General features: G+C 62.5%; 23 protein-coding genes. 11 read left to right on the top strand and 12 right to left on the bottom strand.

Annotation, left to right across the window (positions count from 1 at the left end):
• Nucleotides 1-56: 56 nt before the first annotated feature.
• Together ACWGTI_RS18855 and ACWGTI_RS18850 are read right to left on the bottom strand one after the other, a co-directional pair.
• Complete coding sequence (locus ACWGTI_RS18855; RefSeq protein WP_454588507.1) at nt 57-1739, bottom strand: NAD+ synthase; 1683 nt, start codon at nt 1737-1739, stop codon at nt 57-59.
• A gap of 62 nt (nt 1740-1801) precedes the next feature.
• On the bottom strand, nt 1802-2518 hold the full coding sequence (locus tag ACWGTI_RS18850; protein WP_454588506.1) for a DNA-3-methyladenine glycosylase I: 717 nt from the start codon (nt 2516-2518) through the stop codon (nt 1802-1804).
• 99 nt (nt 2519-2617) lie between these two features.
• On the opposite strand from ACWGTI_RS18850, the gene ACWGTI_RS18845 reads away from it, so the two are divergent.
• Both ACWGTI_RS18845 and ACWGTI_RS18840 read left to right on the top strand, forming a co-directional pair.
• Nucleotides 2618-3181: a DUF1003 domain-containing protein gene (locus ACWGTI_RS18845; protein ID WP_454574096.1), complete on the top strand. Its 564-nt coding sequence runs from the start codon at nt 2618-2620 to the stop codon at nt 3179-3181.
• Entirely contained in the window at nt 3178-3786 is a 609-nt protein-coding gene (locus ACWGTI_RS18840) for a DedA family protein (RefSeq protein WP_454588505.1), read from the top strand. The genes ACWGTI_RS18845 and ACWGTI_RS18840 overlap by 4 nt, the downstream gene beginning before the upstream one ends.
• A 3-nt stretch (nt 3787-3789) precedes the next feature.
• On the opposite strand, the gene ACWGTI_RS18835 is transcribed toward ACWGTI_RS18840, so the two are convergent.
• From ACWGTI_RS18835 to ACWGTI_RS18825, 3 genes are all read right to left on the bottom strand, one after another.
• Nucleotides 3790-4383 carry a hemerythrin domain-containing protein gene (locus ACWGTI_RS18835; RefSeq protein WP_454588504.1) on the bottom strand — a complete coding sequence of 198 codons (594 nt, stop codon included), beginning with the start codon at nt 4381-4383 and terminating at the stop codon, nt 3790-3792.
• Nucleotides 4384-4423: 40 nt separating this feature from the next.
• Nucleotides 4424-4783: a diacylglycerol kinase gene (locus tag ACWGTI_RS18830; RefSeq protein ID WP_112625108.1), complete on the bottom strand. Its 360-nt coding sequence runs from the start codon at nt 4781-4783 to the stop codon at nt 4424-4426.
• 78 nt (nt 4784-4861) lie between these two features.
• Nucleotides 4862-5281, bottom strand: a complete 420-nt coding sequence (locus ACWGTI_RS18825) for a GFA family protein (protein WP_454588503.1) — start codon at nt 5279-5281, stop codon at nt 4862-4864.
• A 345-nt stretch (nt 5282-5626) separates the two neighbouring features.
• Between ACWGTI_RS18825 and ACWGTI_RS18820 the strand changes: the two genes are divergently transcribed.
• From ACWGTI_RS18820 to ACWGTI_RS18810, 3 genes are all read left to right on the top strand, one after another.
• Nucleotides 5627-6697 (top strand): diguanylate cyclase domain-containing protein, encoded by a 1071-nt coding sequence (locus ACWGTI_RS18820; RefSeq protein ID WP_454588502.1) that lies wholly within the window; start codon nt 5627-5629, stop codon nt 6695-6697.
• A gap of 105 nt (nt 6698-6802) precedes the next feature.
• Nucleotides 6803-7186: an MbcA/ParS/Xre antitoxin family protein gene (locus ACWGTI_RS18815; protein ID WP_454588501.1), complete on the top strand. Its 384-nt coding sequence runs from the start codon at nt 6803-6805 to the stop codon at nt 7184-7186.
• Nucleotides 7146-7916, top strand: coding sequence for an RES family NAD+ phosphorylase (locus ACWGTI_RS18810; RefSeq protein WP_454588500.1), 771 nt, complete (start codon nt 7146-7148; stop codon nt 7914-7916). The genes ACWGTI_RS18815 and ACWGTI_RS18810 overlap by 41 nt, the downstream gene beginning before the upstream one ends.
• Nucleotides 7917-7973: 57 nt before the next feature.
• Here ACWGTI_RS18810 and ACWGTI_RS18805 read toward each other — a convergent pair whose 3' ends face one another.
• From ACWGTI_RS18805 to ACWGTI_RS18795, 3 genes are all read right to left on the bottom strand, one after another.
• Nucleotides 7974-9347, bottom strand: coding sequence for a class II 3-deoxy-7-phosphoheptulonate synthase (locus tag ACWGTI_RS18805; RefSeq protein ID WP_454588499.1), 1374 nt, complete (start codon nt 9345-9347; stop codon nt 7974-7976).
• Nucleotides 9348-9484: 137 nt separating this feature from the next.
• Complete coding sequence (gene mfd, locus ACWGTI_RS18800) at nt 9485-12982, bottom strand: transcription-repair coupling factor (RefSeq protein ID WP_454588498.1); 3498 nt, start codon at nt 12980-12982, stop codon at nt 9485-9487.
• 13 nt (nt 12983-12995) lie between these two features.
• Nucleotides 12996-13283 carry a succinate dehydrogenase assembly factor 2 gene (locus ACWGTI_RS18795; protein WP_454588497.1) on the bottom strand — a complete coding sequence of 96 codons (288 nt, stop codon included), beginning with the start codon at nt 13281-13283 and terminating at the stop codon, nt 12996-12998.
• 296 nt (nt 13284-13579) lie between these two features.
• Here ACWGTI_RS18795 and recG point away from each other — a divergent pair, with 296 nt between their 5' ends.
• Nucleotides 13580-15688 carry an ATP-dependent DNA helicase RecG gene (gene recG / locus ACWGTI_RS18790; RefSeq protein WP_454588496.1) on the top strand — a complete coding sequence of 703 codons (2109 nt, stop codon included), beginning with the start codon at nt 13580-13582 and terminating at the stop codon, nt 15686-15688.
• On the opposite strand, the gene ACWGTI_RS18785 is transcribed toward recG, so the two are convergent.
• Entirely contained in the window at nt 15640-16398 is a 759-nt protein-coding gene (locus ACWGTI_RS18785; protein ID WP_454574106.1) for a DUF502 domain-containing protein, read from the bottom strand. The two genes, recG and ACWGTI_RS18785, sit on opposite strands and share 49 nt — an antisense overlap.
• A gap of 92 nt (nt 16399-16490) precedes the next feature.
• Nucleotides 16491-18314 (bottom strand): glutamine--fructose-6-phosphate transaminase (isomerizing), encoded by a 1824-nt coding sequence (gene glmS / locus ACWGTI_RS18780; protein ID WP_454588495.1) that lies wholly within the window; start codon nt 18312-18314, stop codon nt 16491-16493.
• 214 nt (nt 18315-18528) lie between these two features.
• Between glmS and ACWGTI_RS18775 the strand changes: the two genes are divergently transcribed.
• Together ACWGTI_RS18775 and ACWGTI_RS18770 are read left to right on the top strand one after the other, a co-directional pair.
• Nucleotides 18529-18897, top strand: a complete 369-nt coding sequence (locus ACWGTI_RS18775; protein WP_454588494.1) for an ADP-ribosylation/crystallin J1 — start codon at nt 18529-18531, stop codon at nt 18895-18897.
• Between the two features lie 195 nt (nt 18898-19092).
• The gene (locus ACWGTI_RS18770; protein WP_454588493.1) at nt 19093-19677 is read left to right on the top strand and encodes a sulfocyanin-like copper-binding protein; all 585 of its coding nucleotides are present in this window, start codon (nt 19093-19095) and stop codon (nt 19675-19677) included.
• 148 nt (nt 19678-19825) lie between these two features.
• Here ACWGTI_RS18770 and glmU read toward each other — a convergent pair whose 3' ends face one another.
• A complete protein-coding gene (gene glmU, locus ACWGTI_RS18765; RefSeq protein WP_454588492.1) occupies nt 19826-21199 on the bottom strand; it encodes a bifunctional UDP-N-acetylglucosamine diphosphorylase/glucosamine-1-phosphate N-acetyltransferase GlmU in 1374 nt (457 codons plus the stop codon).
• A gap of 227 nt (nt 21200-21426) precedes the next feature.
• Here glmU and ACWGTI_RS18760 point away from each other — a divergent pair, with 227 nt between their 5' ends.
• Complete coding sequence (locus ACWGTI_RS18760; RefSeq protein WP_454588491.1) at nt 21427-22554, top strand: hypothetical protein; 1128 nt, start codon at nt 21427-21429, stop codon at nt 22552-22554.
• 62 nt (nt 22555-22616) lie between these two features.
• On the opposite strand, the gene ACWGTI_RS18755 is transcribed toward ACWGTI_RS18760, so the two are convergent.
• On the bottom strand, nt 22617-23366 hold the full coding sequence (locus ACWGTI_RS18755) for a cytochrome c biogenesis CcdA family protein (protein WP_454588490.1): 750 nt from the start codon (nt 23364-23366) through the stop codon (nt 22617-22619).
• Nucleotides 23367-23585: 219 nt separating this feature from the next.
• Between ACWGTI_RS18755 and ACWGTI_RS18750 the strand changes: the two genes are divergently transcribed.
• Nucleotides 23586-23963 carry a COG4315 family predicted lipoprotein gene (locus ACWGTI_RS18750; protein WP_454588489.1) on the top strand — a complete coding sequence of 126 codons (378 nt, stop codon included), beginning with the start codon at nt 23586-23588 and terminating at the stop codon, nt 23961-23963.
• A gap of 332 nt (nt 23964-24295) precedes the next feature.
• Complete coding sequence (gene topA / locus ACWGTI_RS18745; protein WP_454588488.1) at nt 24296-26932, top strand: type I DNA topoisomerase; 2637 nt, start codon at nt 24296-24298, stop codon at nt 26930-26932.
• The last annotated feature ends 2 nt before the right edge of the window (nt 26933-26934 follow it).

Here is a 26934-nt window from a genome sequence, read left to right as displayed (position 1 = left end):
CAAAGCCTATCTGGTCCAACCAGTGAGGTTATTTTGCAACAACGGCGAACTGCGCTTTAGCCGCGATCCCTGAAACGGTTGGTAATGGGATAGCGGCGGTCGCGGCCAAAATTCTTCCGGGTGATCTTCACGCCGGGCGCCGCCTGCCGGCGTTTGTATTCGGCAATGTAGAGCAAATGTTCGACGCGCGTTACAGTCGCCCGGTCGTGGCCGCGTGCGACGATGTCGTCGACGCCCATCTCGTTCTCGACCAGGCATTCCAGAATGTCGTCCAGCACCGGATAGGGCGGCAGCGAATCCTGGTCGGTCTGGTTCTCGCGTAGTTCCGCCGACGGCGCCTTGTCGATGATGTTCTTCGGGATCACCTCGCCGGAAGGGCCGAGCGCGCCTGGCGGCACATGGGAGTTGCGCCAGCGCGACAGCGCATAGACCTGCATCTTGTAGAGATCCTTGATCGGATTGAAGCCGCCATTCATGTCACCATAGAGCGTGGCATAGCCGACCGACATCTCGCTCTTGTTGCCGGTGGTGACGACCATCGATCCGAACTTGTTGGAGATCGCCATCAGGATGGTGCCGCGCGCGCGGCTTTGCAGATTTTCCTCGGTGATGCCTTCCTTGGTGCCTTCGAACATCTGCGTCAGCGCGTGCAAAAACCCCTCGACCGGCTCGAAGATCGGCACGATGTCATAGCGGCAGCCGAGCGCGCGGGCGCAGTCCTCCGCATCCTTCAGCGAATCTTTCGAGGTGTAGCGATAGGGCATCATCACCGCGCGCAACCGCTCCTCGCCGAGCGCGTCGACGGCCAAGGCGGCGCATATCGCCGAGTCGATGCCGCCGGAAAGGCCGAGCACCACGTTCTTGAAGCCGTTCTTGTTGACGTAGTCGCGCAGTCCCAGCATGCAGGCGCGGTAATCAGCCTCCTCGCGCTCGGGGATTTTCGACATCGGCCCTTCCGAGCAGACCCAGCCGGCATCTGTTCGCTTCCAGGTGGTGACGTCGACAGTCTCCTCGAACTGGCTCATCTGGAAAGCCAGGCTTTTGTCGGCGCCGATCGCAAAAGAGGCGCCGTCGAAGATCAACTCATCCTGGCCGCCGATCTGATTGGCATAGATCATCGGCAAGCCGGTTTCGATGACCTGCCGGATAACGACCTGGTGGCGGACGTCCATCTTGGCGCGATAGTAGGGCGAGCCGTTCGGCACCAGGAGGATTTCGGCGCCGCTTTCGGCCAGGGTTTCACAGATGCCGACGTCGCCCCAGATGTCCTCGCAGATCGGAATTCCGATGCGCACACCACGGAAATTGACGGGTCCCTGAGCCTCGGGTCCGGCCTGGAAGACGCGCTTTTCGTCGAACTCGCCATAGTTTGGCAGATCGAGCTTGTAGCGCTCGGCGAGAATCTTGCCGCCATCGGCGAAGATGATGGAATTGTGGGTGCCGCTCTTGCGCTTCAGCGGCGTGCCGATGATGACGCCAGGCCCGCCATCTGCGGTGTCCGCAGCAAAATCCTGCGCGGCCTTTTCGCAGATCTTCAGGAAGGCCGGCTTCAGCACCAGATCCTCGGGCGGATAGCCGGCCAGGAAAAGCTCGGTGTAGAGCACGATGTCGGCGCCCTGGCGGGCGGCATCCGCCCTTGCCTCACGCGCCTTGGCAAGATTGCCGGCGACATCGCCGACCGTCGGGTTGAGCTGGGCAATGGCGATGCGCAGAATATCGGGAGCGGTCTTGTTGGTCATGCCTGCGGTTTAGCGCGGCAGAATTGCCCGGGCAATGGCGTTCGCTTGGACCAATTCGGTGATCAGTCGTCGCCCATATATTCGCGCAGCGCCTGCGGCGAATGGTTCTCGCCGATCGACATGGCCAGGATGCGCGAAATGTGCCGGCGCGGCAGGCCGGTCTCTTCAGCCCATCGGTTGATCTGCGCCTGGATCTTGTCGAGATCCCTCTTCGACGTCGGGCTTTCGGCGATGTCGAGGCCGGCATCGCGCAAGGCAGCGGCCATATCGGCCGAGATGACGAAGGCGTCCCATTCCAGCCAGCGCAGGAAATACTGGCCGGTGTTGCCGCCGAGCCGGCTGCCATTCTTGCCGAGATACGCCATCAGCCCGACCTGGTCGTCGGCCGGCCACTCAGCCAGGAATTTGCCGAAGCTGCCATGCTCCTTCGACACGCGCTCGACAAAGGCGGCGTTGTCGCGCACCGACTTGATCTTCTGCGGATTGCGCACGATGCGCTTGTCGGCCGTCAGATCGTGCCAGAAATCGTCGGGCTGGAACAACAGCCGCTTCGGCTCGAAGTGGAGGAAGGCTTCCTCGAATCCCGGCCATTTCTGCTCGATGACGCGCCAGACGAAGCCGGCGGCAAACACGCGCTCGGCCATCGTCGACAGGATGCGGTCGTCGGTGATTCTGGCCACGGCGGCGTTGTCGGGCAAAGGACCGAGCAGCGACGTCAGCACCGCATCGCCGCCTTTGCGCTTTGCGGCACGGGCATGAATCCTCTGGAAGTCGGCCATTGGCACCCTGATTCACTGTCGGTGGACGCGCAATCTACCACTTCCCGTTCGCGCCGGTAGTCTCTAGGTCTAGACCAGACGCTGACCATGGAGGCGACCATGCACAAGACCGTGCCAGAACTGGCCAACCGCTGGCTGAGGCGAACACCTGAGACCCTCAGCGAGCTCGAGCGGCGGGTGTTGCAGAGCACCGTCGACCGCAAGCCGATCTCTCAGGACATCAACGACAGTCTCGCCGGTCTTCAGGGGGCTGGCGACCGCATCGCCGATGCTATCGCCCGCGTCGGCGGCTCGTGGACGTTTATCCTGTCCTTCATCGCTTTTCTGGTCCTGTGGATCGGCGCCAATTGGTGGCTGCTGGGACGGGACTCGTTCGATCCCTACCCCTTCATCTTCCTCAATCTTGTGCTGTCGATGATCGCCGCCTTGCAAGCACCGGTGATCATGATGTCGCAGAACCGCCAGGCCGCGCGCGACCGCATCGATGCCGCGCACGACTATGAGGTCAACCTCAAGGCCGAGATCGAGATCATGGCGTTGCATGAGAAGCTGGACGAGTTGCGCCACAGCCAGATCATCGGCGTGCGCGAGGACATAGCCCGCCTGACTGAGCAGGTGAGCCGCATTGACGAAAGACTGTCGGGCCGGCAAACATCTCAATGACCGGGATCGTCCACCACCTCATCGAGCAATATGGGCTGATCGCGGTTTTCCTGGGCTGTGTCGCCGAAGGCGAAAGTGCCGCGATCCTCGGCGGCTTCTTCGCCCACCAGCATGTCTTCGTCCCTTGGCAGGCTTTCCTCGCGGCCGCCATTGGCGCCTTCGTCGGCGACACGTTTTTCTTCGTCCTCGGCCGCAGCTTTGCCGACCATCCCAGGGTTCTGAAACTGAAGGCGAGGCCCGGCTTCAACCACGCCTACCGCCTTGTCTCGTCCCACCCCAACATCTTCGTGCTGTCCAACCGCTACATCTATGGCCTGCGCCTGGTCGGCGGCATCGCGGCGGGCTTTGCCAGCATTTCGATGCCGCGCTTCGTCATCCTCAACGCCATATCGTCGCTGGTCTGGGCAGCCTTGTTCTGCGGTATCGGCTATATTTTCGGCCTCGGCGCCGAGCAGATGATCGGCAAGGCACTGCTCCATCATGAACGGCTGCTGATCGCGCTTGCCATTGGGCTCGCCGTCGCGCTTCTTGCCTGGCTCATTGCCCGCACTGTCGCCGGCAAGGAACGCGCCAAGGACGCCCGCGACAGCGAAGCCGCGTCGTAAGGGTCAGTCGTCGTCCTCGACCAGAGCGCGGTCGCCGCGGTCGAGGATCAGCGGGATGATGAGATCCTCCTCGTCGGCAAGATGCCGCTTCAGCATGGCGATCAGCCGGCTGTTCTCGTCGGCATAGGCATCGGCGGCAAAGCGCTGTTTGTCCTCGCTCTCCTCAAGCGTGCGGATGAAGGCATTCGCAGCTTCGGCGTTGCGCTCCAGCCCCTCATGGATGGTGTGGTGATCGGCATCGAGAATCTCGAAGCCGCGCTTCAGGCGCGGCTCGGCCTTGGCGAAAGCCGGAAAGTATTGGTAGTCCTCGACATTGTGGTGGCCATCGAGATTTCCGAGGAAATGGTTGAGCCGCGGCGCGAACCAGCGCGCGAAATCCGGCGCCGTCAGCCGACCTTCGCGATAGTCGGCAATGCCGTTGGTGAGCATGCCGCCGAACTCGCGGAACATGTCGTGCCGCTGCAGCCACATATTGGCAAGGCCATGGATGTTGGCGTGACCCTGCCAGTTTTCGCGCGGATATTTTTGCACCAGCCAGCGCAGATCGTCCGGAAGGCCGGGACGTTCAAGCAACAGGGAATTCGCGGGCGCGGTCATGTCGGTCTCCTTTAGTAACCGACAGATAGGAACGCAGCCGCTAGATCGGTAGCCCTGTGATGCGCTCGATGATGGCGATGCCCCAGACACCGGCGACGATCACAACCGAAATCAGCACCGCCAGCGAACCACAATCCTTGGCGAGCTGGATGTCGACGTTGAACTCGCGGCTGAAGGCGTCGCAGGCAGCCTCAATGCCGGTGTTCAGCACTTCGACCATGATCAACAGCAACACGGCGCCGATCAAGAGCGCGTAGCCGCGCCACGACACCGAGACGAACCAGCCGAGCGGCAGCGCCAGCACCAACAGCATCAACTCCTGCTGGAACGCCTTTTCGCTGGCGGCGAGCTTGCGGAAAGCCCGCACCGAATTGAAGAAAGCATCGATCAGCCGCTGCATGGCCCGCATCCCCTTCGAATCACCGGCAGGGGATAACGCAATGGCTGGATCAAGGGAATAAGGCAGCAGCGGCAAAAATCACTCGTCCGCAACCTTGATCGCCGGCGTCGACTTCTCGAACTGTGGCAACCCATCGTCGATCGTGTAGTAGTCGCCCTTGTCGCCGACGAAGATGTGGCATTCGCCCTCGAGCCCGGTCGGCGCGTCGAACGACCCGGCGAGAACCGAGACATAGGCATCCTGGCCAGGCTTCCAGAACAGCACCGAGCCGCAGATCTTGCAAAAGCCGCGTTTGGCAAAGGAAGACGCTTCGTACCAGCTGATGTTGTCGGTGCCGGTTATGGTGATGTCGCCGTCCGCGACATTGGTCGCGGCATAGAAATGCCCGCTCTGCTTGCGGCATTGCGAGCAGTGACAATAGATCACGCCGCGCAACGGCCCTTGCGTCTGGAAACGCACTGCTCCGCACAGGCAAGATCCGCTGTGGTTGTTGCTCATCCCTGCCCTCCAACGGCCATCGTTCACGGCTTCGCCGCCACGGAGAGGATTTCAGTTTTGCGAGAGCCAGGCACGAGCAAATGCGACACGACATGGACGTGTTCGGACTTCCTCCTCAGGATCATCGCAGGGCGTTGCTGCAGCCTGAGGTAGAATAGTCGCGTTACCTAGCGGCACGTTAAGGAAACTTTAGCGCCGGCGCATCTATGGTCGGTGCCAGGCGAAGGTCGCGATTGGGGACGCGTCCTTCGCAAGATGATCCAAAATACGGCTGGTTCTCCCCCGGTCGGCGACATCTCGCACGCGCAAGTCTGCGATGGTTCCCAGGGGTAGAGTGAGCAGAACATGCAGCCGGCAGCCGCCCAGACCGACCGAAACAGCGACATTGCAACAGCTGTTGTGACGACCATGCGCCAGCTCGGCGTGCTTGGCCTGCCGCGCAATTACGAGATCTTCTACGAAGCGCTGAAAGGCACCGATCGCGAACTCAGCCTTGCCGTCGTCGCGCTCGGCAACCGGCCGACGCAGGACGATCTCGACCGCATCGGTCGCGCCTTCTTTGCCCAGCATCATGGTCCCGGCATCGTCGAGCAGGCGCGCGACGTGTTGGCCAGGGAACTGGAGGATATCGCCTTGCTGCTGCGAAGCGAACGCAGCCATATTGAGAAATACGGCAAGATCCTCGACGAGACGTCGAGCGGACTGGCCAACCGCAGCCTGCTTTCACAGGATTTGCTGCAGAAGGTTGCCAATGCAATGGCGGTGGCCACCAATTCGACCCTCGACCATGGCAGGCAGGTCGCCAGCACGCTCAGCGACAAGACGGCGGAGCTGGAGAGTGTCAAGTCGAAGCTCGAGGAGTACAAGCGGCTCGCCGACACCGATCCCTTGACGCATATCTGGAACCGCCGCGCCTTCGACAAGGAAATCACAAGGATTTACACCTCCAACAAGGGCATCCTGTTCAACGCGCTGATCCTTGCCGACATCGACCGTTTCAAGGACATCAACGATCGCTACGGCCACCCGGTCGGTGATAAGATCATCCAGATCGTCGCCGAAATCTTCCAGACCAGTATCCGCGAAGACATGTTCGTTGCCCGCACCGGCGGCGAGGAATTCGCGTTGATCATCGAGGGCGCCAGCGAGGATACCACCTACGAGATCGCCGAACGCATCCGCGTGCTGATCGAACAGACGCCGTTCACCAGCAGCCAGACCGGAACCAATTACGGCACGGTGACCGTTTCCATGGGCATCTGCATGGCTTCCGAGGCCGAAAGCCCGGAGGATCTCTACACCAAGGCCGACCGGGCGCTCTATCGCTCTAAGGTCGGCGGACGCAATCGCGTCACCCGGCATTCGACAATGGCCGGCCGTACCGGCAAGAACTGGCTGCTCTACAAGAAAGACTGACGCTTCGGCGTACAGCCAGTTCGCGGGTATAGGCAAATTTATCGGACACCACCTCTTTCCATATGAATTTTCGTGGACTATATTTTCCATGGAAAGAGAGAGACCATGCCTGTTACACAACGCAATGCTGCCGCCAAGACGGCCGAAAACGCGGTCCTGACCAAGGCCACGCTGCGTGCTGCCGAGCTTCTGGATATAACCGCAAGGATGCTGGCGTCGATCATCGGCGTCTCGGAAGCCACGGTTTCGCGCATGCGCAGGCAGGAATTCCTGCTGGAGCGCGGCACCAAGCCGTTCGAACTCGCGGTGTTGTTCGTGCGGTTGTTCCGTTCGCTCGACGCCATTGTCGGCGGTGACGAGGCGATCGCCAAGGCATGGCTGAAGAACCCCAACACGGCGTTCGACGGCAGCCCGCTTGAAAAGATCCTCACCATCACCGGGCTTGTCGATGTCATTGCCTATCTGGACTCCCGACGCGCTCTCGTCTGAAGCCGCACGGCTCGACGGCAAATATTGGCGCATGGTCGAGGCGCAGCACCGGGTCTCGACGCTGAAAGTCGTCGACACGCTGGACGAACAGGCGTTGCTCGAGGATTTGATCGAGGAGACCAAGCCGCAGATCCCCATGGAATGCCGGCATCTCCACTACCTCCTGGCGACCCCCTTCCGTTACGGCTCGATCTATCCCTACGGCTCGCGCTTCCGCCGCGCCGGCCGCACCCTCGGTGTCTATTATGCCGCGGAGACGATCATGACGGCGGTCGCCGAAATGGCCTTCTACCGCCTGCTGTTCTTTGCCGATTCGCCCGACACGCCGTGGCCGCACGACGCCGCCGAATACACTGCCTTCGCCGCCGCGATCCGCACCGACAAGGCCGTCGACCTGACGCGGCCGCCGCTCGACAGCGATGAGGCTGAGTGGACGCATCCGACCGACTATGCCGCCTGCCAGGGGATTGCCGATGTCGCGCGTGAGGCTGGGTTGGAGGCGATCCGCTACCGCTCGGCGCGCGATCCGAAGGGCGCCAATATAGCGCTGCTGACGTGCCGCGGCTTCACCAAGTCCAGGCCGCTGGAGCCGCATACCTGGCGCATCCGTCTCGGCTCGTTCGGCGTGCAGGCGATCTGCGAATTCCCGGAGAAGCGGATCGAGTTTTCCAGAACCGCCTTCGCCAATGATCCCCGGCTCGACGGATTGCGCTGGGAACGCGGCCGCTGATCAAAACGACAAAGCGCCGGACTTCGCCGGCACTTTTCTCTTCAACCTGCGACAGGTTCAGCCGTTGGCTGCCTGCTTGTGCTGCACCGGATGGCTCTTCTTCAAGAGATCCGACACCAGGAAGGCCAGCTCGATCGCCTGGTCGGCATTGAGGCGCGGGTCGCAATGGGTGTGATAGCGGTCCTGCAATTCCTCGGCGGTGATGGCACGGGCGCCGCCCGTGCATTCGGTGACATTCTTTCCGGTCATCTCGACATGGATGCCGCCAGGATGCGTGCCTTCGGCGCGATGCACCTCGAAGAAGGTCTGCACTTCCTTGAGGATGCGATCGAACGGCCGCGTCTTGTAGCCGGCGGCCTCGATGGTGTTGCCGTGCATCGGGTCGGACGACCAGACAACGCTGCGGCCTTCCTTCTGCACCGCCCGCACCAGCTTCGGCAGATGGTCGGCGACCTTGTCGGAGCCGAAGCGGGCGATCAGCGTCAGCCGGCCCGGCTCGTTCTCCGGATTGAGCAGGTCGATCAGCTCCATCAAACCGTCCGGCGTCAGCGACGGACCGCATTTGAGGCCGAGCGGGTTCTTGATGCCGCGGCAATATTCAACATGCGCATGGTCGGGCTGGCGGGTGCGGTCGCCGATCCAGATCATATGGCCCGACGTGGCGTACCAGTCGCCCGAGGTCGAATCGACGCGGGTCAGCGCCTCTTCGTAGCCGAGCAGCAGCGCCTCGTGGCTGGTGTAGAAATCGGTCTCGCGCAGCGCGTAGTTGGTTTCCGAGGTGATGCCGACGGCCTTCATGAAGTCCATCGTCTCGGTGATGCGGTTGGCCAGCGCGCCGTATTTCTCGCCCTGCGGACTGTCGGAAACGAAACCGAGCATCCAGCGATGGACATTCTCCAGGCTGGCATAACCGCCCTGGGCGAAGGCGCGCAACAGGTTGAGCGTCGCCGCAGACTGGCGGTAGGCCATCTCCTGGCGGGCCGGATCTGGGATGCGCGACTTCTGGTCGAACTCGATGCCGTTGATGATGTCGCCGCGATAGCTCGGTAGCGTCACGCCACTCTTGGTCTCATTGTCGGACGAGCGCGGCTTGGCGAACTGGCCGGCGACGCGGCCGACCTTGATCACCGGCTGCGCACCTGCAAACGTCAGCACCACCGACATCTGCAGGAAGACGCGGAAGAAGTCGCGGATGTTGTCGGCGCCATGCTCGGCGAAACTTTCGGCGCAATCGCCGCCCTGGAGAAGGAATGCATCACCGGCTGCGACGCTCGCCAGCTGCTTCTTGAGCTTGCGCGCCTCACCTGCAAAAACCAGCGGCGGAAAGGTAGCGAGCTGGGCTTCCGTGTTCTTCAGCGCAGCAAGGTCCGGATAGGCAGGAACCTGCTTGATCGGCTTTGCTCTCCAAGAATTCGGCGACCATTTCGTCATCGCAACACCCAAACGCTCTTTCCAGCGGGGCCTTTGCCCGCCATGTCCCGCCCCATATGGGGATCGCGGCTCCATACACGAAGCCGATTTCCTATTCTAGACCGGAATTTAGGCGCTGGCGAATGATGGCGGGCGGCTTAAGCCGCCTTCTCCACCAGCTTTGCCAGCTGCGTCATGACGACAGCCGAACCCGCCAGGCGCTTCTCGGCCGTTGGCCAATCGCGGATGAAGACAACGCTGTGGTCGGCCCGGATCTTCGCCAGCGAACCCTGTTCGCCAATGTACTTGACCAGCCCGACCGGGTTGGAGAACTCGCGCTTGCGGAAGTGGATGACAACGCCCTTCGGCCCGGCATCAAGCTTTTCGACATTGGCCTTGCGGCAGAGCGCCTTGATGAAAACGATCTTGAGCAGATGCTTCACCTCCTCCGGCAGCGGCCCGAAGCGATCGATCAGCTCGGCACCGAAGGCATCGATCTCCTCGGTGTTTTCGAGGTCGCCAAGGCGGCGATAAAGCGCCAGCCTGAGCTGCAGGTCCGGCACATAGCTTTCCGGGATCATGACGGCCGTGCCCACGGCGATCTGCGGCGACCAGCCGCCATCCTGCACTTCGCCGGAATCCTTCACCTCGGCCACCGCCTCTTCCAGCATCTGCTGGTAAAGCTCGAAGCCGACCTCCTTGATGTGGCCGGACTGCTCTTCGCCCAGAAGATTGCCGGCGCCCCTGATATCAAGGTCGTGGCTGGCGAGCTGGAAGCCGGCGCCGAGCGTGTCCAGCGACTGCAGCACTTTCAGCCGGCGTTCGGCCGTATCGGTGAGTTTTCTGTTGGCCGGCAGCGTGAACAACGCGTAGGCGCGCACTTTGGAGCGGCCGACGCGGCCGCGCAACTGATAGAGCTGCGACAAGCCGAACATGTCGGCGCGATGGATGATCAGCGTGTTGGCGGTCGGAATATCCAGCCCGGATTCCACGATGGTGGTCGACAACAGCACATCGTACTGGCCGTCATAGAAGGCGTTCATGATGTCGTCGAGTTCGCCGGGCGGCATCTGGCCATGCGCCACCGCAACCTTCAGCTCAGGCACGGATTCCCTCAGGAAATCATGAATTTCGGCGAGATCGCTGATGCGCGGCACGACATAGAAGGAATGGCCGCCGCGATAGCGCTCCCTGAGCAGCGTTTCGCGGATGACCAGCGGATCGAAGGGCGAGATGAAGGTGCGCACCGCCATGCGGTCAACCGGCGGCGTGGCGATCAACGACAGTTCGCGCACGCCGGTCAAGGCAAGCTGCAAGGTGCGCGGGATCGGCGTTGCAGACAGCGTCAGCACGTGAACGTCAGTCTTCAAATCCTTCAGCCGCTCCTTGTGCTTGACGCCAAAGTGCTGCTCCTCGTCGATGATCAAGAGGCCGAGATTCTTGAACGAGATCGCGGACCCGAGCAGCGCATGGGTGCCGATGACGATGTCGACCTGGCCCTCGGCGATGCCTTTCTTGGTTTCGGCCAGTTCCTTGGCGCCGACCAGCCGCGAGGCTTGGGCGACGCGGATCGGCAGGCCGGAGAAGCGCTGCGAAAACGTCTTGAAATGCTGGCGCGACAACAGCGTCGTCGGCACCACCACGGCCACCTGGAACCCTTCCATCGCCGCGATGAAGGCGGCGCGCAGCGCCACTTCCGTCTTGCCGAAGCCGACATCGCCGCAAATCAGCCGGTCCATCGGCTTGCCGGCGCCGAGATCGTCCATGACGGAATCGATCGCGCCCTGCTGGTCGTCGGTCTCCTCATAAGGGAAGCGCGCCGAGAATTCGCCGTACAGTCCTTCCGCCGGCACCATCGTGGGAGCCGAGCGCATCTGCCGCTCGGCGGCGATGCGGATCAGTTGGCCGGCCATGTCGAGCAGGCGCTTCTTCAGCCGCGCCTTGCGCGACTGCCAGGCGCCGCCGCCGAGCTTGTCGAGTGAGGCTTCGGCCGAATCCGAACCATAGCGCGACAGAAGCTCGATGTTTTCGACGGGCAGGAACAGCCGGTCATCGCCGGCATAATGGATTTCCAGGCAGTCGTGCGGCGCGCCGACCGCCTCGATGGTGCGCAGGCCGATGAAGCGGCCAATGCCGTGATCGGCATGGACGACAATGTCACCGGCCGACAACGACGAGGCCTCGGCGATGAAATCGGAGGCCCGCTTCTTGCGCTTCGAGCGGCGGATCAGCCGGTCGCCGAGAATGTCCTGTTCGGCAACGACGACCAGATGTTCGGTCTCGAAGCCGGATTCCAGCGGCAGCACCGCAAGGGCGGCCTGCCCCGGTTCCAGCTTTTCCACTTCACTGAGCGTCGCCACAGGCACGAGATTGCCGAGATGATGTTCGGCGAGGATCTGGCCGAGCCGGTCGAGCGAGCCTTCGGTCCAGCCGGCGACAATGACGCGGCGCCGTGCAGCGCGCTCGTTTGCGATGTGCTTCACGACGACATCGAAGACATTGGCGTTGGGGTCGGCGCGCTCCTCGGCAAAGCTGCGGCCATGGCGCGAACCGCCATGGAAGACTTTCTTGGCGCCGACATCGGGCGCATCGAACACAGTGAAATCTATGTCTTCGCGCGACCCGAGCGACGCTTTGAGGTTTTCCGGCGAAAGGTAGAGCAGGTCCGGCGCCACCGGCTTGTAGGGGACGGCGTCCTTCAAGGCGGCGTCGGCTTGCTTGCGGCGCGCTTCGTAGTGGTCGAGGATCAGCGTATGGCGCTCGGCCAGCGCCTCATGCGCCAGATGGTCGAAGATCACTGGCGCATCAGGCAGATAGTCGAACACCGTCTCCAGCCGCTCGTAGAACAGAGGCAGCCAGTGTTCCATGCCGGCGAATCGCCGACCCTCGCTCACCGCCGCATAAAGCCCGTCGTCGCGCTGCGGCGCGCCAAAGGCCTCGATATAGGAGCGGCGGAAGCGGCTGATGGTTTCCGGCGTCAGCGCCACTTCGCTCATCGCCTGCAGCGCCATCGACTTGCGCTGACCGGTGGTGCGCTGCGTGGCGGCGTCGAAGACGCGGATCGATTCCAGCGTCTCGCCGAAGAAATCGAGCCTGAGCGCTTCGGTCCAGCCGGGCGCGTAGAGGTCGAGAATGCCGCCACGCACCGCGAATTCGCCGACGCCGCGCACGGTCGGCACCCGTTCGAAGCCGGAAATCTCCAGCCGCGACACCAGCGCATTCATGTCGATCTGGTTGCCGGGTCTGGCGTGAAAAGTCTGCGCTTCGACCAGATCGGCCGGCGGGATGCGCTGCAGCAAGGCATTGGCGGTGGTCAGGATGACGGCGCGATGCGGCTTCTTCGCCAGCGCGATCATCGCCGTCAGCGCATCGAGCCGCTTGGCGGCGGCGTCCGAACCGGGCGAGACGCGGTCGTAGGGCAGGCAGTCCCAGGCCGGCAGTTCCAGCACCGGCAGGCCGGGCGAAGCAAAGGTCAGCGCCTCCGTGATCGCCGGCAGGCGCTGGCCGTCGCGCGCGACGAACAGCACAGGCTTGTCCGGCGCGATCTCATGGATCGCCTGCACCAGCGCAAAGGCTTCGTAGCCGTCGGCGACGCCGTCGACGATGAACTGGCCGGCGCGGCCTTTCGGCAGACCGATTTTAGGGATGAGGCTCATGATTGCACGTGTTTCAGAAAGTCATGGTCCGGCGCGATGCCAGAATCTTTTGCAGGACGGCACAGTCGACATCCCCGGGAACCGGGCGTTCGCCGGTGACCATGGGCAGGAATTCGGTGTCGGGAATGTCGAGGAGCCTTTCATATTGGTCGATTTCGTCGCCGGTCAAGGCGCCGATCTCGTTGTCGGCAAAGGTGCCGAGGATCAGGTCCATCTCGCGCATGCCGCGATGCCAGGATCGGAACAACAGCTTGCGGCGGCGGGTATCCAGCCCCTCGCTTGATCGTTTCGTCCCGGTCATCGTGCCGCATCCTTACGTGGTGCGGCGCATATAGCGTGGATAGAGGGCGGTGTCAGCCTTGCAAGGCAAAGTGAGACACCCGACAATCAATCTGAAATGATTGCATTCTTTCACACCCCCCTCTGGCCTGCCGGCCATCTCCCCCGCAAGGGGGGAGATCGGATGTCATCTCGGCTTTCGATAACCTGCAAGGTCGAGAGAGTGGGCCGGCGCAAGAGCTGCCAATCTCCCCCCTTGCGGGGGAGATGTCCGGCAGGGAACTCAGCTTTTCTCACTCCAACTACGGCGCAGCCCTGATGCGCCCTTCCCTCCTCGATCCCCTATTCGTCCCGATCACCTCGCTTGCCGGCGTTGGGCCGAAGGTCGGCGGGCTGATCGAGAAGGTGGTCGCGGCCGATCTCGGCGAACGGCCGGCACGCGCCGGCGACCTTCTTTTCGTGCTGCCTCACACCGTGATCGACCGCCGCAATCGCCCCGGCATCGCGCTCGCGCCTGCCGGCGCCATCGTCACGCTCGACGTGCGCATCGACCGCCACCAGCCACCGCCACGCGGCAACCGGTCGGTGCCCTACCGCGTCTATGCCCATGACGACACTGGCGAGATCGGGCTGACCTTTTTTCACGCCCATGCCGCCTATCTCGAAAAGGCGATGCCGGTGGGCGAACATGTCATCGTCTCCGGCCGTATGGAGTGGTTTAATGGCCGCCCGACCATGGTCCATCCCGACCATATCGCGCTGGTCAGCGAGGCGGAAACCCTACCGCTGGTCGAGCCGGTCTATCCGCTGACCGCTGGCCTGTCGGGCAAGGTGCTGCGCCGCGCCATCGGCCAGGCGCTCGGCCGGCTGCCGGAATTGCCGGAATGGCAGGACGGTGCCTTCATGCGCAAGCAGACCTTTCCCGCCTTCGCCGATGCACTCGCCCGCATACATTATCCCGCGGACCCGATCGATGTCGCCATCGAGGCCTCGGCATGGCGGCGGCTTGCCTATGACGAGTTTCTCGCCGGCCAGGTCTCGCTGGCGCTGGTGCGGACAAAAGTGCGCCGCCTGTCGGGCCGGCCGCTGATCGGCGACGGCCGCATTGTCGAGAAACTGCGCGCGGCCCTGCCCTATTCATTGACAGGCAGCCAGGAATTCGCGCTCGCCGAAATCAACGCCGATCTCGCCGATCCGGAACGCATGCTGCGCCTGCTGCAGGGCGATGTCGGCTCCGGCAAGACGGTGGTGGCGCTGCTTGCCATGGCGCGCGCCGTCGAGGCCGGCGGCCAGGCGGCGTTGATGGCGCCGACCGAAATCCTGGCGCGCCAGCATCTGGCAACGATCACGCCTTTGGCCGAAAAAGCCGGCCTGCGCGTCGCGATTCTGACCGGCCGTGAGAAGGGCCGCGAGCGCGCTGAGACGCTGGCAGGTCTCGCCAGCGGCGACATCGACATCGTCGTCGGCACTCATGCTTTGTTCCAGGAAACGGTGACTTACCACGACCTCGTCTTTGCCGTCGTCGACGAGCAGCACCGCTTCGGCGTCCACCAGCGGCTTGCCATCACCGCCAAGGGCGATGCGCCCGACATGCTGGTGATGACGGCAACGCCAATCCCGCGCACTTTGGTGCTGACCGCCTTCGGCGACATGGACGTCTCCAAGCTGACGGAGAAGCCGGTCGGCCGCCAGCCGATCCGCACCGTCACGCTGCCGCTGGAGCGGTTGGACGAGTTGGTCGGCCGCATGCTCGACGCCGTCGCCGACGGCCAGAAAATCTACTGGATCTGCCCGCTGGTCGAGGAATCCGAAGAGATCAAGCTGATGTCCGCCGAGGACCGTTTCGCCTCGCTGCAACCCTTGTTCGGCGACCGCATCGGCCTCGTTCACGGACGCATGAAGGGCGCCGAAAAGGACGAGGCGATGCGCGCCTTCAAGGTCGGCGAAACCCGCATCCTGATCGCCACCACCGTCATCGAGGTCGGCGTCGACGTACCCGACGCCACGATCATGGTCATCGAGCACGCCGAGCGCTTTGGCCTGGCGCAACTGCACCAACTGCGCGGCCGCGTCGGGCGCGGCGACAAGCCCTCCTCTTGCGTATTGCTCTACAAGGACCCGCTCGGCGAGACGGCAAAGCGTAGGCTGTCGGTGATGCGCGAGACCGAGGACGGTTTTTTGATCGCCGAGGAGGATCTGAAACTGCGCGGCGAAGGCGAGCTGCTGGGCACCCGCCAATCCGGCACGCCGGGTTTCCAGGTGGCGCGCATCGAGGCGCATGCCGACCTTTTGGAAGCCGCCCGCGACGATGCGCGGCTGATCCTGTCACGCGATCCGGAACTGCAATCCGAACGCGGCGAGGCGCTGAGGCTGTTGCTCTATTTGTTCGGCCGCGACGAGGCGGTGCGGCTTTTGCGCGCCGGCTGAGCCAGGGCGGCCACCGACGGGTTGGCAAGTGCGCTCTCGAGCGGCTCACCGTTGAGGTCGACGAGCCTGGTCTTGACCTCGGGCGCTACCAGGCCGGCCGAAACGATCAGTCTGGCGCCGTCCTCGATCGTCATGTCGAGCAGCACGATGTCGGATTTCAGCACATACATCAGGAAACCGGTGGTCGGGTTGGGCGTGCACGGCATGAAGACGGCGATCATCGGGTCGCCTTCCTGGTCGAGCTTCTGGTTGATCTCGGTTTCCTTCTCGCTGGCGACGAAGACCAGCGACCAGACCCCCTTTCGCGGATACTCGACCAGCCCGACCTGGCGAAACATGTCGCCCTTGTTCGACAGCACCGTCTGGAAAATCTGTTTCAGCGAGCCGTAGATGCCGCGCACCAGCGGCATGCGGCCGAGCAGTCGCTCGCCGAAATTGACGATGGCCCGGCCAACGATGTTGGCGGTCATGAAGCCGATCAGCGTAATCAGGACCAGCGCAACGATCAGGCCGAAACCCGGAACCGGAAACGGCAGATAGGTGTCGGGGCTGTAGCGCGCCGGAATGTAGGGTTTTACCCAAGAGTCGACCCAGCCGATGAACGACCAGGCGATATAGGCGGTGATCGCCAGAGGCGCGCAGACGATGAAGCCTGTGAGGAAATAGTTCCTCAGCCGGGTCATGCCGGAAGTTCTGGGAGCATCGGACATGGTTCACCGGACGCGCGCGTTGCAGCGCAACATTAGTGAAGCAGACGGCGCTTTGGAACTGCGAAGTTTTTAAGACCGCCAATGAGCGCTGGCTACTCCACCGTCACCGATTTCGCCAGATTACGCGGCTGGTCGACGTCGGTGCCCATGAAGACGGCGGCGTAGTAGGCCAGCATCTGGATCGGCAGCGCGTAGATGATCGGCGAAATGATTTCCGGCACGTCGGGCAGGATGATCGTTTCCATCGTCTTCACACTGACCTGCGCCGCCCCCTTGGCATCGGTAATCAGGATGATCTTGCCGCCGCGCGCCGCCACTTCCTGCATGTTGGACACCGTCTTTTCGAAGATGCGGTCGTGCGGTGCGATGACGATCACCGGCATGTTCTCGTCGATCAGCGCGATCGGCCCGTGTTTCAGCTCGCCCGCGGCGTAGCCCTCGGCATGGATGTAGGAGATTTCCTTGAGCTTCAGCGCGCCTTCCATGGCCAGCGGGAAATTGGTGTCGCGGCCGAGATAGAGCACGTCCTTGTAGCGCGAGATTTCGCGCGCGATGCGCTCGATCTGCTCCTCGAGCTTCAGCACCTGGTTGGCATAGCGCGGCGCCTCCGAAAGCGCGCGAACCAGCGTCTTTTCCTCATCCTTCGAGATCGTGCCGCGCGCCACGCCGGCGCGCACCGCCAGCGACGCCAGCACCGAGAGCTGACAGGTGAACGCCTTGGTCGAGGCGACGCCGATTTCCGGTCCGGCCAATGTCGGCAGCACGACATCGGATTCGCGCGCCATGGTCGATTCCCGCACATTGACGATGGCGCCGATCTTCATGCCGGCCTTGCGGCAATAGCGCAGCGAGGCAAGCGTGTCGGCCGTCTCACCCGACTGCGATATGAAAAAGGCGGCGTCATCAGCCGACAGCGGCATTTCGCGGTAGCGGAACTCCGAGGCGACATCGATGTCGACCGGCAGCCGTGCATAGCGCTCGAACCAGTATTTCGAGATCAGGCCGGCGAGATAGGCGGTGCCGCAGGCCGAGATTGCCAGCCGGCCGATCTTGGCGAAGTCGAACGGCAGATCCAGTGGCTTCGAAACACCCGAGACGAAATCGACATAGTGAGCCAGCGTGTGCGAGATCACCTCCGGCTGCTCTTGGATTTCCTTTTCCATGAAGTGGCGGCGATTGCCCTTGTCGACCATGAAGCTGGTCGACAGCGACTGCTGGCGCTTGCGGGCAACCTTCTTGCCGTCGATGTCGAAGATGGTGACGCCGCCGCGGCGCACCACCGCCCAGTCGCCGTCCTCCAGATAGGTGATCGAATTGGTGAAGGGCGCGAGCGCAATGGCGTCGGAGCCCAAAAACATCTCGCCGTCGCCATGGCCGACGGCCAGAGGCGGGCCGTTGCGAGCGCCGACGATGAGGTCCTCGTCGCCCGTGAACATGATGGCCAGTGCAAAGGCGCCCTCCAGCCGCTTCAGCGCCGCGTGCGCCGCCTCGACTGGCTTCAGCCCCCTGGCCAGTTCGCGCGCCACCAGATGCGCGACGACTTCGGTGTCGGTCTGCGACGAGAAGGCATAGCCGTCGCGAATGAGCTCGTCGCGCAGTTCGGCGAAATTCTCGATGATGCCGTTGTGAACGATGGCGACGCCGTCGGAAAAATGCGGATGCGCGTTGGTCTCGTTCGGCACGCCATGCGTTGCCCAGCGCGTATGGCCGATGCCGATCGTGCCATCGAGCGGCTCGTCCTTCAACCGGCGTTCGAGGTTGATCAGCTTGCCTTCGGCACGGCGGCGGCGGAGCGCGCCTTTCTCGACGGTGGCGACGCCGGCCGAGTCATAGCCGCGATACTCCAACCGTTTCAAAGCATCGACAATGAGCGGCGCAACCTGCTGCTGGCCGACAATTCCGACGATACCGCACATGACGCCTGCCCCCGATTCCCGATGGAAAACCAGCGCTATCTAGGGATTGCCGGCCTGCCGCGAAAGTCACTTTGCGTTTCGTCTGGTGTAACGGAACGCTTGTCAACCCGATGCACCATCGCAGATCGCTCTTGCAATCCGGTTACTGCAATTGCTCGATTTTTCGAGGCGTCCGGTTCTCGTTTTCGCAATATCTGGCTAAGGTCCGACCATGATGAGCCAAGCCACCGTCACACTCTGGCGTCCCGTCGGACCGAAGGAACTGGAACTGATCAAGGCGTCAGGGATGCGGGAATTCCCGCCGCGCCTGCCCGATCAGCCGATTTTCTATCCGGTTTTGACCGAGGCCTATGCGACGCAGATCGCCCGCGACTGGAACGTGCCGGCCAGCGGCGCAGGCTTCGTTACCCGGTTCGATGTGCTGAAAAGCTTTCTCGATCGCTATCATGTCGAACATGCCGGCAGCAAGGCGCATCTGGAATACTGGATCCCGGCCGAAGACCTCGCCGACTTCAACAAGGCGATCGTCGGCAGGATCGAAGTGACCGCCGCTTTCGGCGAGGATGCGGAGCCTGCCGGCTGACCGCTAGGGTCAGAACCAATCACTCTGAACGACGGAGTTCGACCATCGCAGACCCAGCCGAGCACCCATCCATGTGACGCTGTGACCCGGGTTCCAATTGTGATATTAGTTTCTGCTTAAAGGAATGGCCCAGTCGACCACGATTGCGGTCGATTGCACTCGGCCAACCCGCCTCGGAGGAGCCTCTGATTTGCGATGGCACGCTTTGCCCACGTTGTCCTCACTCTCGCCTTGGGATTGTTGCCTGGAATTGCGCTGGCTGGAGAGCCTTTCGTCCCGAGCTGGATCAAAAACGATCCCGCAGCCAGGAAGGTGGCTATTGAGATCGTTGCCGATTGGAACCAAATCGAGCGGTACCGCAGGGACAACATCCGGACCGACATTATCGACTTCAACGGCTACTGGGGCGGCAACCTCTCGATCATCGTGCCAGAGCAATGGTCGGTACAGATCGAATTCATTAACGGCTCCTCGAATTTCTGGCACGGCCTGATGCTGACCAGGGTCTATGGTCAGTCGGAGATGCCAGTGAAGTTGAGGGCTTCGGACGCGATCTGGGGAGCGTACACCACTCCGCTGGATGGGATCAAAATTAATGAGCGGAGACAACTCAACTTTGTTGCGCAGCAGGCCGGGAGCTATTTCCTCGCCTGCCCGAGACAAACGCACCTGATGTATGGCCACTGGATCGGTTTCGAGGTGAGAGGCAACCTTGAGCGGGCCGTGGCAATCATCCATGAAGACAAGTTTCCGCAGGAGCAGCCCCCGGGACGCCCATAGGCCTGGGCGAGCAAGCGCGCGTCATAGCGCCGTCCTTGATCCGCAATGGTCGCCCTGTTGGCAGATGAGGCTACTTAGGCCGTTCCCCGCGCGCGACCATTTTCCACCACCTCGCCCGTTGGCGGCAACCGGCTGATTGGTTTTGACCCTAGTGGTCGGCACCGGCTTTCTTTTTCGCTGCCGCGGCCGAGGCAAACCGCTCGCGCAATTCCTTGCCCTTGCCTGGGATCGTCTTCTGGCGGGCGCGGCCGAAGGCCAGCGCGTCGTCGGGCACGCTTTCGGTGATCACGCTGCCCGAAGCGATGTAGCCGCCCTTGCCGATGGTGACCGGCGCCACCAGCGACGAATTCGAGCCGATGAAGGCGCCCTCGCCGATGTCGGTGAAGAACTTTGAGTAGCCGTCATAATTGCAGGTGATGGTGCCGGCGCCGACGTTGGCCCCCGCGCCCACCCTTGCATCGCCGATATAGGTCAGATGGTTGACCTTGGCGCCTTCCTCGACAACCGCCTGCTTGACCTCGCAGAAATTGCCGACCTTCGCCTTGGTCCTCAGATCGGCGCCTGGCCTGAGCCGCGCGAACGGCCCGACATCGCAGTTGGACGCAATGGTCGCGCCTTCGATATGGCTGAAGGCGTGGATCTTGGCGCCGCCGGCGATCTTCACGCCCGGACCGAACCAGACATTAGGTTCAACGATAGTATCGGCCCCAATCTCCGTGTCGTGCGAGAAATACACGGTTTCCGGGGCAATCAGCGTCACGCCCGACAGCATGGCCTCACGCCGCTTGCGCTGCTGCCAGATCGCTTCCGCCTCGGCCAGCTCGGCCCGGTTGTTGATGCCGAGCGCACTCTCGAAGCTGGCTTCGGTGGCGACGACATCGAGGCCTTTGGCGCTGGCGATCTCGACGATGTCGGTCAGATAATACTCACCCTTGGCGTTCCTGTTGCCGACCCGATCGAGCAGGCTCAGCGCATGCTTGCCGGCAACCGCCATCATGCCGGCATTACAGAAGCCGATCTTTTTCTCTTCCGCCGAGCAGTCCTTCTCTTCGCGGATGGCGGTGAGCTTGCCGCCTTTTTCGATCAGCCGGCCATAACCGGTCGGGTTGGGCGGGCGAAAGCCGACGACTACGACGGCAGCCCCGTCGGCCAGCTTTTGCCGCGCATTGGCGAGCGCTTCGGCATCGATCAGCGGCGTGTCGCCGAACATCACGAGGACATCGTCATAACCCTTTGAAATCGCATCGCGCGCGGCCAGCACCGCATGCGCGGTGCCCAAGCGCTTTTCCTGCACGAAGGTCTCGGCTTTCGGTGCGAATTTCGCTGCCGCCTTGCGCATCTCGTCGGCGCCATGGCCGATCACTAGCGCCTGGCTGCCGGCGCCCGCTGCTTCAGCCGCCTTCACCACATGGGCGACCATTGGCAGGCCGGCGACCTGGTGCAGCACCTTCGGCAACGCGCTCTTCATGCGCGTGCCTTCGCCGGCGGCGAGAATGACGGACAGGCAGGATCTCTGGCTCATAGACGGACAACCATATGAAAAGGGTTGGGAATCAAGGCAGGATAGCAGCGGCGGCATGCTGCACCAATGCGGTTAAATTCCGGTGAGATGGCGGAGAGCAGCTGACTCTTAATCAGCGGGTCTTGGTATTGCAAAAAGTTTCCGGGAAATTCGTGCTGAATAGTGCTTTCGTTGCTCGGCTCGCGCCGGATATCGGCCCTGACGTGCTCTGAAAAGGGAGGCTGCAAATGTTGAACCGTGAGCTGCATACCCTTGCCGCATTGCTGCTTTTTATTTCGATACTGATCTGCCCCGACACAGCTCAGGCCGACGAAGTCACCCCACACGCCGAGCTTGTTTGCAAACGCGGCTCAAGCATTGCGCTGGTCAGGTTTACGCTGACTTGGAACGACGATCCGGTTGTATATCGGCAACTGCCTGCCGAAGTCGACGAAGGCTTGTCGGCGACGCCCACCCTAAGCCGGTCCGATTGCACCATCGCCAATGGCTGGACGATCCGCATTCGCGACGGACAGGGGCAGGCCTTCGCACATGGGCAGGGCGGCGCGAATCCGCCGGCCTTCTTCAGTCTGTGGATCGCAAAGCGAAAAGTCCTGTCACGCAAGGAATGGAAGCCAGGCTACGCGTTGGGTGACAATCCTCGAATGGTCGGTGTCGTCATTCGACCGGACAGGTTGAGCTATTGCTATGCACCGCATAACTACACAGAGTCCGCGATCGGGCCTGTCACATGCCATGACGAACCACTCCAGCTGGAGCGTCACAAGGTCGACCGCATCGAATATGCGCCGAAAAATAGCCGACCGCCTGTCGGGAGAATTTTTCTGGCGCGAGGGACGACGGAACCGCGCCTTTGTCGAAAGTTTCTGCGCCTTCGGCCAAAGGGCATTCCGTCTGCTGGCGATATCAACGACACCGCCAACGTCTTCCCTGCGCAAAGCGTGAACTATGGTCTCGATGTCGCAACGATCGAAGTGTCTCCTGGCGTAAACCGCAAGCTTGTCCGTTGGAGCAGGACAAACCACTATTTCGACGGCGATCTGATGATGTTTGCCCCCGTTACAGACGACCCTGCGGCAATGCTGAATGAAAGCATGCTTGAAGACGATACGAACAATTCTCCTGCGGACAAACTACCTTCGGGTTGGGTTGTCATCGCCGGAAACATGCCAGGTATCTACCCCGGTGTAAGCTGGCGTTACGTTCACTTCGACACGCAACGCATCGACGGGCAGCTTTACTTTTTGGCACAGCCGACCAATTGGGACCAGCGCCCGACGGCTATCCTGGTTCAGCCACAAATGGACGGCTTCAAACGCGTCTGCGTCTTCCAGCGCGTGGAGCCGCATTTCTGATTCCAGAGGAGATCCGGGGATAGCGACCGCGATCGGCAAACGAACAGTTCCCGCTGGCCAGCCTATCCAAGCCGTCCCAGCACCGGAAAATTCTCCAGGAGCCAGTAGGACACCGTCTGCACACCACCGGTAAGGAAGAACACACCGGCGACGACCAGCAGCGCGCCTATTGCCTTTTCAACGCGGCCGAGATGGACGCGGAATTTGCCTAGGAAGCGCATGAAGGCGCCGGAGAACAAGGCCGCGATCAGGAACGGTATGCCGAGGCCCAGCGAATAGGCGGCGAGCAGCAGCGCGCCTTCGCCGACCGTCTCGCGACCGCCGGCCAGCGTCAGGATCGGCCCCAGCACCGGGCCGATGCACGGCGTCCAGCCGAAGGCGAAGGCCAGACCCATGACATAGGCGGCGACCATGCTGGCCGGCTTGCCCTGCGACTGGAAGCGCGCCTCGCGCGACAAAAGCGGGATGCGCAAGATGCCGAGGAAATTCAGCCCCATCAGGATGATCAGTACGCCCGCGGCCATCGCCAGCGGCTCCTGCCAGACGCGTAGCCAGTGGCCAATGGTCGACGCGCCGGCGCCAAGTGCGACGAACACGGTGGAGAAACCGAGCACGAAGGCGATCGAGGAATAGAGCAATGCGCCGCGCGCACCGGCTTTGGCCGTGACGCCGGCACCGCCGCCGCGAAAGTCGTCGACCGACACGCCGGCCATGTAGCAGAGATAGGGCGGCACCAGCGGCAGCACGCAAGGCGACAGGAACGAGATCGCCCCCGCCCCGACCGCGCTGACATAGCCGATGTCCAATGCCATTCCGAAACTCCAGATTCGCTGGCGCCGATATAGCGACGCAAAACCATGTTCGCCAATCACCATCGTGTGGCTTTTGGCTACAGGTACGGCCTGGCCGGAGGAATTGTTACCGGCCGATCGTCAGATGACCAAGCCGGGGAAGAAACGCCCCTCGCCAGGCGTTGACAGAGCGAGGCCCGCGATTTCTGCGCGCTTCTTCGAATACCCAGGGAGATTTCCATGAAAACGATCACTGTCGGGCTCGCGGCCCTTTTGCTCAGCACCGCCGCATCCTTCGCTGCCGAAGCGTGGAAGGAAGCCGAAGTCAACGGCACCAAGATCTACACCGATGCCAAGGGCATGACGCTCTATACCTATGACAAGGATGAGAAGGGCAAGACCAACTGCTACGACAAATGCGCCACCAACTGGCCGCCGCTGAAGGCCGAGGCCGGCGCCAAGGCGGACGACGAATGGAGCATCGTCGACCGCACCGACGGCACTAAGATGTGGGCCTATGACGGCAAGCCGGTCTACACCTTCATCAAGGACAAGAAGGCCGGCGACACGACCGGCGACGGCGTCGGCGAAGTCTGGCATATCGTCAAGGCCGACTGATCTTTCGAACCTCTACCCCGCCGATCGGCGGGACCAAGCTGGCTGCCGGCTCCAGGCGACCCGGCGGCCAGTTTCGTTTTGCGGCAGCTCGAAGGACGGACCAGCCGCCGCTTCTGAGTCGTCTGTTCAAGACTTGACGCCCAAACCGGACGTCCTCGAATTCTGTGATTTTCTCCATACACTCTTAGAGTGTATTGCTGCGGCCACGCCGGCAATTTGGCCGCCTCCCCTTGACCGGATGCAAAAGCGCGGCCATGTGAGCGGCAAATAGAACGAGATTTCGTCGCGCGCAGCGGAATCCTCCTGCCGCACCACAGCTGATATGAGAACTCATGGACGTCGTCGTCGTCGAATCGCCGGCCAAGGCAAAGACAATCAACAAATACCTCGGCAAGAACTATAAGGTTCTGGCCTCGTTCGGCCATGTCCGCGATTTGCCGGCCAAGGATGGCTCGGTGCGTCCGGACGAGGATTTCGCCATGTCCTGGGCGGTCGACACCGCGTCGGGCAAGCGCCTCGCCGACATCGCCAAGGCGGTCAAGGATGCCGACGGCCTGATCCTCGCCACCGACCCGGACCGCGAGGGCGAAGCCATTTCCTGGCACGTCCTGGAAGTTCTGAAGCAGAAGCGCGCGTTGAAGGACAAGCCGGTCAGCCGCGTCGTCTTCAACGCCATCACCAAATCGTCGGTGCTGGAAGCGATGGCCAATCCGCGCCAGATCGACGCGCCGCTGGTCGATGCCTATCTCGCCCGCCGGGCGCTCGACTATCTCGTCGGCTTCACCCTGTCGCCGGTACTGTGGCGCAAGCTGCCGGGCGCCCGTTCGGCCGGCCGCGTCCAGTCGGTGGCGCTGCGCCTGGTCTGCGACCGCGAATCCGAAATCGAACGCTTCATCCGCGAGGAATACTGGCAGATCGCCGCTCTCCTTGGCACGCCGCGCAACGAGACTTTCGAGGCACGGCTGACCGCTTTCGAGCGCAAGAAGCTGCAAAAGCTCGACATCGCCAACAAGGCGCAGGCCGACGATATCAAGGGCATGCTCGAGGGTGCGACCTTCAAGGCCCTGTCGGTGGAAGCCAAGCCGACCCGGCGCAATCCCGGCCCACCCTTCACCACCTCTACGCTGCAGCAGGCCGCGTCGTCGGGCCTCGGCTTTTCGGCGACGCGCACCATGCAGGTGGCGCAGCGCCTCTATGAAGGTATGGAGATCGGTGGCGAGACCACCGGCCTGATCACCTATATGCGAACCGACGGCGTGCAGATGGCGCCCGAGGCGATCGATGCTGCACGCGACGCCATCGCCAAGGAATTCGGCCCAAGATACCTGCCTGAAAAGCCACGTCAGTACACGACCAAGGCCAAGAACGCCCAGGAAGCGCACGAGGCGATCCGTCCGACCGACTTCATTCGCGCCCCGGCTTCGGTCAGGCAGTACCTCGATTCCGACCAGCTACGGCTTTACGAGTTGATCTGGAAGCGCGCCATCGCCAGCCAGATGCAATCGGCCGAGATCGAAAGGACCACGGTCGAGATCGAGGCGGTCAACGGCCCCCGCACCGCGGAACTGCGCGCTGTCGGCTCGGTCGTCCGCTTCGACGGTTTCATCGCCGCCTACACCGACCAGAAGGACGATGACGCGGAAGACGAGGAAAACCGCCGCCTGCCCGAGATCCGCGCCGGCGAGCAGCTCAGGCGCGACGCAATCAACGCCACCCAGCACACCACCGAGCCGCCGCCGCGCTATTCCGAGGCGTCGCTGATCAAGAAGCTGGAAGAACTAGGCATCGGCCGTCCCTCGACCTACACGGCGATCCTGAAGACGCTGGAAGACCGCGACTACGTCACCATCGACAAGCGCCGGCTGGTGCCGCAGGCCAAGGGCAGGCTGCTGTCGGCCTTCCTCGAAAGCTTCTTCGAGCGCTATGTCGAATACGATTTCACCGCTTCGCTTGAGGAAAAGCTCGACGAGATTTCCGACGGCAAGCTCGCCTGGAAAGACGTGTTGCGCGACTTCTGGAAGGATTTTTCCGGCGCTGTCGCCGACATCAAGGAACTGCGCGTCACCGACGTGCTCGACGCGCTGAACGAGGAACTGGCGCCGCTTGTGTTCCCCACGCGCGAAGACGGCTCCAACCCGCGCATCTGCCCGAAATGCGGCACCGGCAACCTGTCGCTGAAGCTCGGCAAATTCGGCGCCTTCGTCGGCTGCTCCAACTATCCGGAATGTTCCTTCACCCGCCAGCTCGGCGACGCCGCCAACCCGAATGGCGAGAATGGCGGCGGCGAGGACGGCACCAAGGTGCTGGGCAAAGACCCCTACACCTCAGAGGAAATCACGCTGCGCTCAGGCCGCTTCGGCCCCTACATCCAGCGCGGCGACGGCAAGGAAGCCAAGCGCTCCAGCCTGCCCAAGGGCTGGACGCCAGAATCGATCGACCATGAGAAGGCGCTTGCTCTGCTGTCGCTTCCGCGCGATGTCGGCAAGCATCCCGAGAGCGGCAAGATGATCTCGGCCGGGCTCGGCCGCTACGGTCCGTTCGTGCTGCATGACGGCACCTACGCCAATGTCGACAGCATCGAGGACGTGTTCTCGATCGGCCTTAACCGCGCCGTGTCGGTGATCGCCGAGAAGCAGTTGAAGGGCAAGGGCGGCCGCAATGGCGGCACGGCCGCTGCACTGAAGGAGCTCGGCGACCATCCCGATGGCGGCGGCAAGATCGTCGTGCGCGACGGCAAATACGGGCCTTACGTCAACTACGGCAAGGTCAATGCGACCCTGCCCAAGGGCAAGGACCCGCAGTCGGTGACCGTCGAGGACGCGCTGGCGCTGATTGCCGAGAAGGAAGCCAAGGGCGGCGGCGGCAAGAAGCCGTTCCGCAAGGCGGCAGCAGCCAAGGCCCCGGCGGCCACGAAAACCACAGCCAAGAAGCCGGCAGCCAAAAAGCCGGCGGCGAAGAAAAAGGGATAAAA

This window comes from Mesorhizobium sp. ArgA1 (genome assembly GCF_053714375.1).
The sequence above is the reverse complement of the archived record's forward strand: the minus strand, read 5'-3'. Positions and strand labels throughout refer to the sequence as shown.

Bases quoted from the DNA above. Each gene is read 5' to 3' on its own strand.
- ACWGTI_RS18855 (WP_454588507.1), bottom strand. From the start codon at position 1,739: ATGACCAACAAGACCGCTCCCGATATTCTGCGCATCGCCATTGCCCAG.
- ACWGTI_RS18850 (WP_454588506.1), bottom strand. From the start codon at position 2,518: ATGGCCGACTTCCAGAGGATTCATGCCCGTGCCGCAAAGCGCAAAGGC.
- ACWGTI_RS18845 (WP_454574096.1), top strand. From the start codon at position 2,618: ATGCACAAGACCGTGCCAGAACTGGCCAACCGCTGGCTGAGGCGAACA.
- ACWGTI_RS18840 (WP_454588505.1), top strand. From the start codon at position 3,178: ATGACCGGGATCGTCCACCACCTCATCGAGCAATATGGGCTGATCGCG.
- ACWGTI_RS18835 (WP_454588504.1), bottom strand. From the start codon at position 4,383: ATGACCGCGCCCGCGAATTCCCTGTTGCTTGAACGTCCCGGCCTTCCG.
- ACWGTI_RS18830 (WP_112625108.1), bottom strand. From the start codon at position 4,783: ATGCAGCGGCTGATCGATGCTTTCTTCAATTCGGTGCGGGCTTTCCGC.
- ACWGTI_RS18825 (WP_454588503.1), bottom strand. From the start codon at position 5,281: ATGAGCAACAACCACAGCGGATCTTGCCTGTGCGGAGCAGTGCGTTTC.
- ACWGTI_RS18820 (WP_454588502.1), top strand. From the start codon at position 5,627: ATGCAGCCGGCAGCCGCCCAGACCGACCGAAACAGCGACATTGCAACA.
- ACWGTI_RS18815 (WP_454588501.1), top strand. From the start codon at position 6,803: ATGCCTGTTACACAACGCAATGCTGCCGCCAAGACGGCCGAAAACGCG.
- ACWGTI_RS18810 (WP_454588500.1), top strand. From the start codon at position 7,146: ATGTCATTGCCTATCTGGACTCCCGACGCGCTCTCGTCTGAAGCCGCA.
- ACWGTI_RS18805 (WP_454588499.1), bottom strand. From the start codon at position 9,347: ATGACGAAATGGTCGCCGAATTCTTGGAGAGCAAAGCCGATCAAGCAG.
- mfd (WP_454588498.1), bottom strand. From the start codon at position 12,982: ATGAGCCTCATCCCTAAAATCGGTCTGCCGAAAGGCCGCGCCGGCCAG.
- ACWGTI_RS18795 (WP_454588497.1), bottom strand. From the start codon at position 13,283: ATGACCGGGACGAAACGATCAAGCGAGGGGCTGGATACCCGCCGCCGC.
- recG (WP_454588496.1), top strand. From the start codon at position 13,580: ATGCGCCCTTCCCTCCTCGATCCCCTATTCGTCCCGATCACCTCGCTT.
- ACWGTI_RS18785 (WP_454574106.1), bottom strand. From the start codon at position 16,398: ATGTCCGATGCTCCCAGAACTTCCGGCATGACCCGGCTGAGGAACTAT.
- glmS (WP_454588495.1), bottom strand. From the start codon at position 18,314: ATGTGCGGTATCGTCGGAATTGTCGGCCAGCAGCAGGTTGCGCCGCTC.
- ACWGTI_RS18775 (WP_454588494.1), top strand. From the start codon at position 18,529: ATGAGCCAAGCCACCGTCACACTCTGGCGTCCCGTCGGACCGAAGGAA.
- ACWGTI_RS18770 (WP_454588493.1), top strand. From the start codon at position 19,093: ATGGCACGCTTTGCCCACGTTGTCCTCACTCTCGCCTTGGGATTGTTG.
- glmU (WP_454588492.1), bottom strand. From the start codon at position 21,199: ATGAGCCAGAGATCCTGCCTGTCCGTCATTCTCGCCGCCGGCGAAGGC.
- ACWGTI_RS18760 (WP_454588491.1), top strand. From the start codon at position 21,427: ATGTTGAACCGTGAGCTGCATACCCTTGCCGCATTGCTGCTTTTTATT.
- ACWGTI_RS18755 (WP_454588490.1), bottom strand. From the start codon at position 23,366: ATGGCATTGGACATCGGCTATGTCAGCGCGGTCGGGGCGGGGGCGATC.
- ACWGTI_RS18750 (WP_454588489.1), top strand. From the start codon at position 23,586: ATGAAAACGATCACTGTCGGGCTCGCGGCCCTTTTGCTCAGCACCGCC.
- topA (WP_454588488.1), top strand. From the start codon at position 24,296: ATGGACGTCGTCGTCGTCGAATCGCCGGCCAAGGCAAAGACAATCAAC.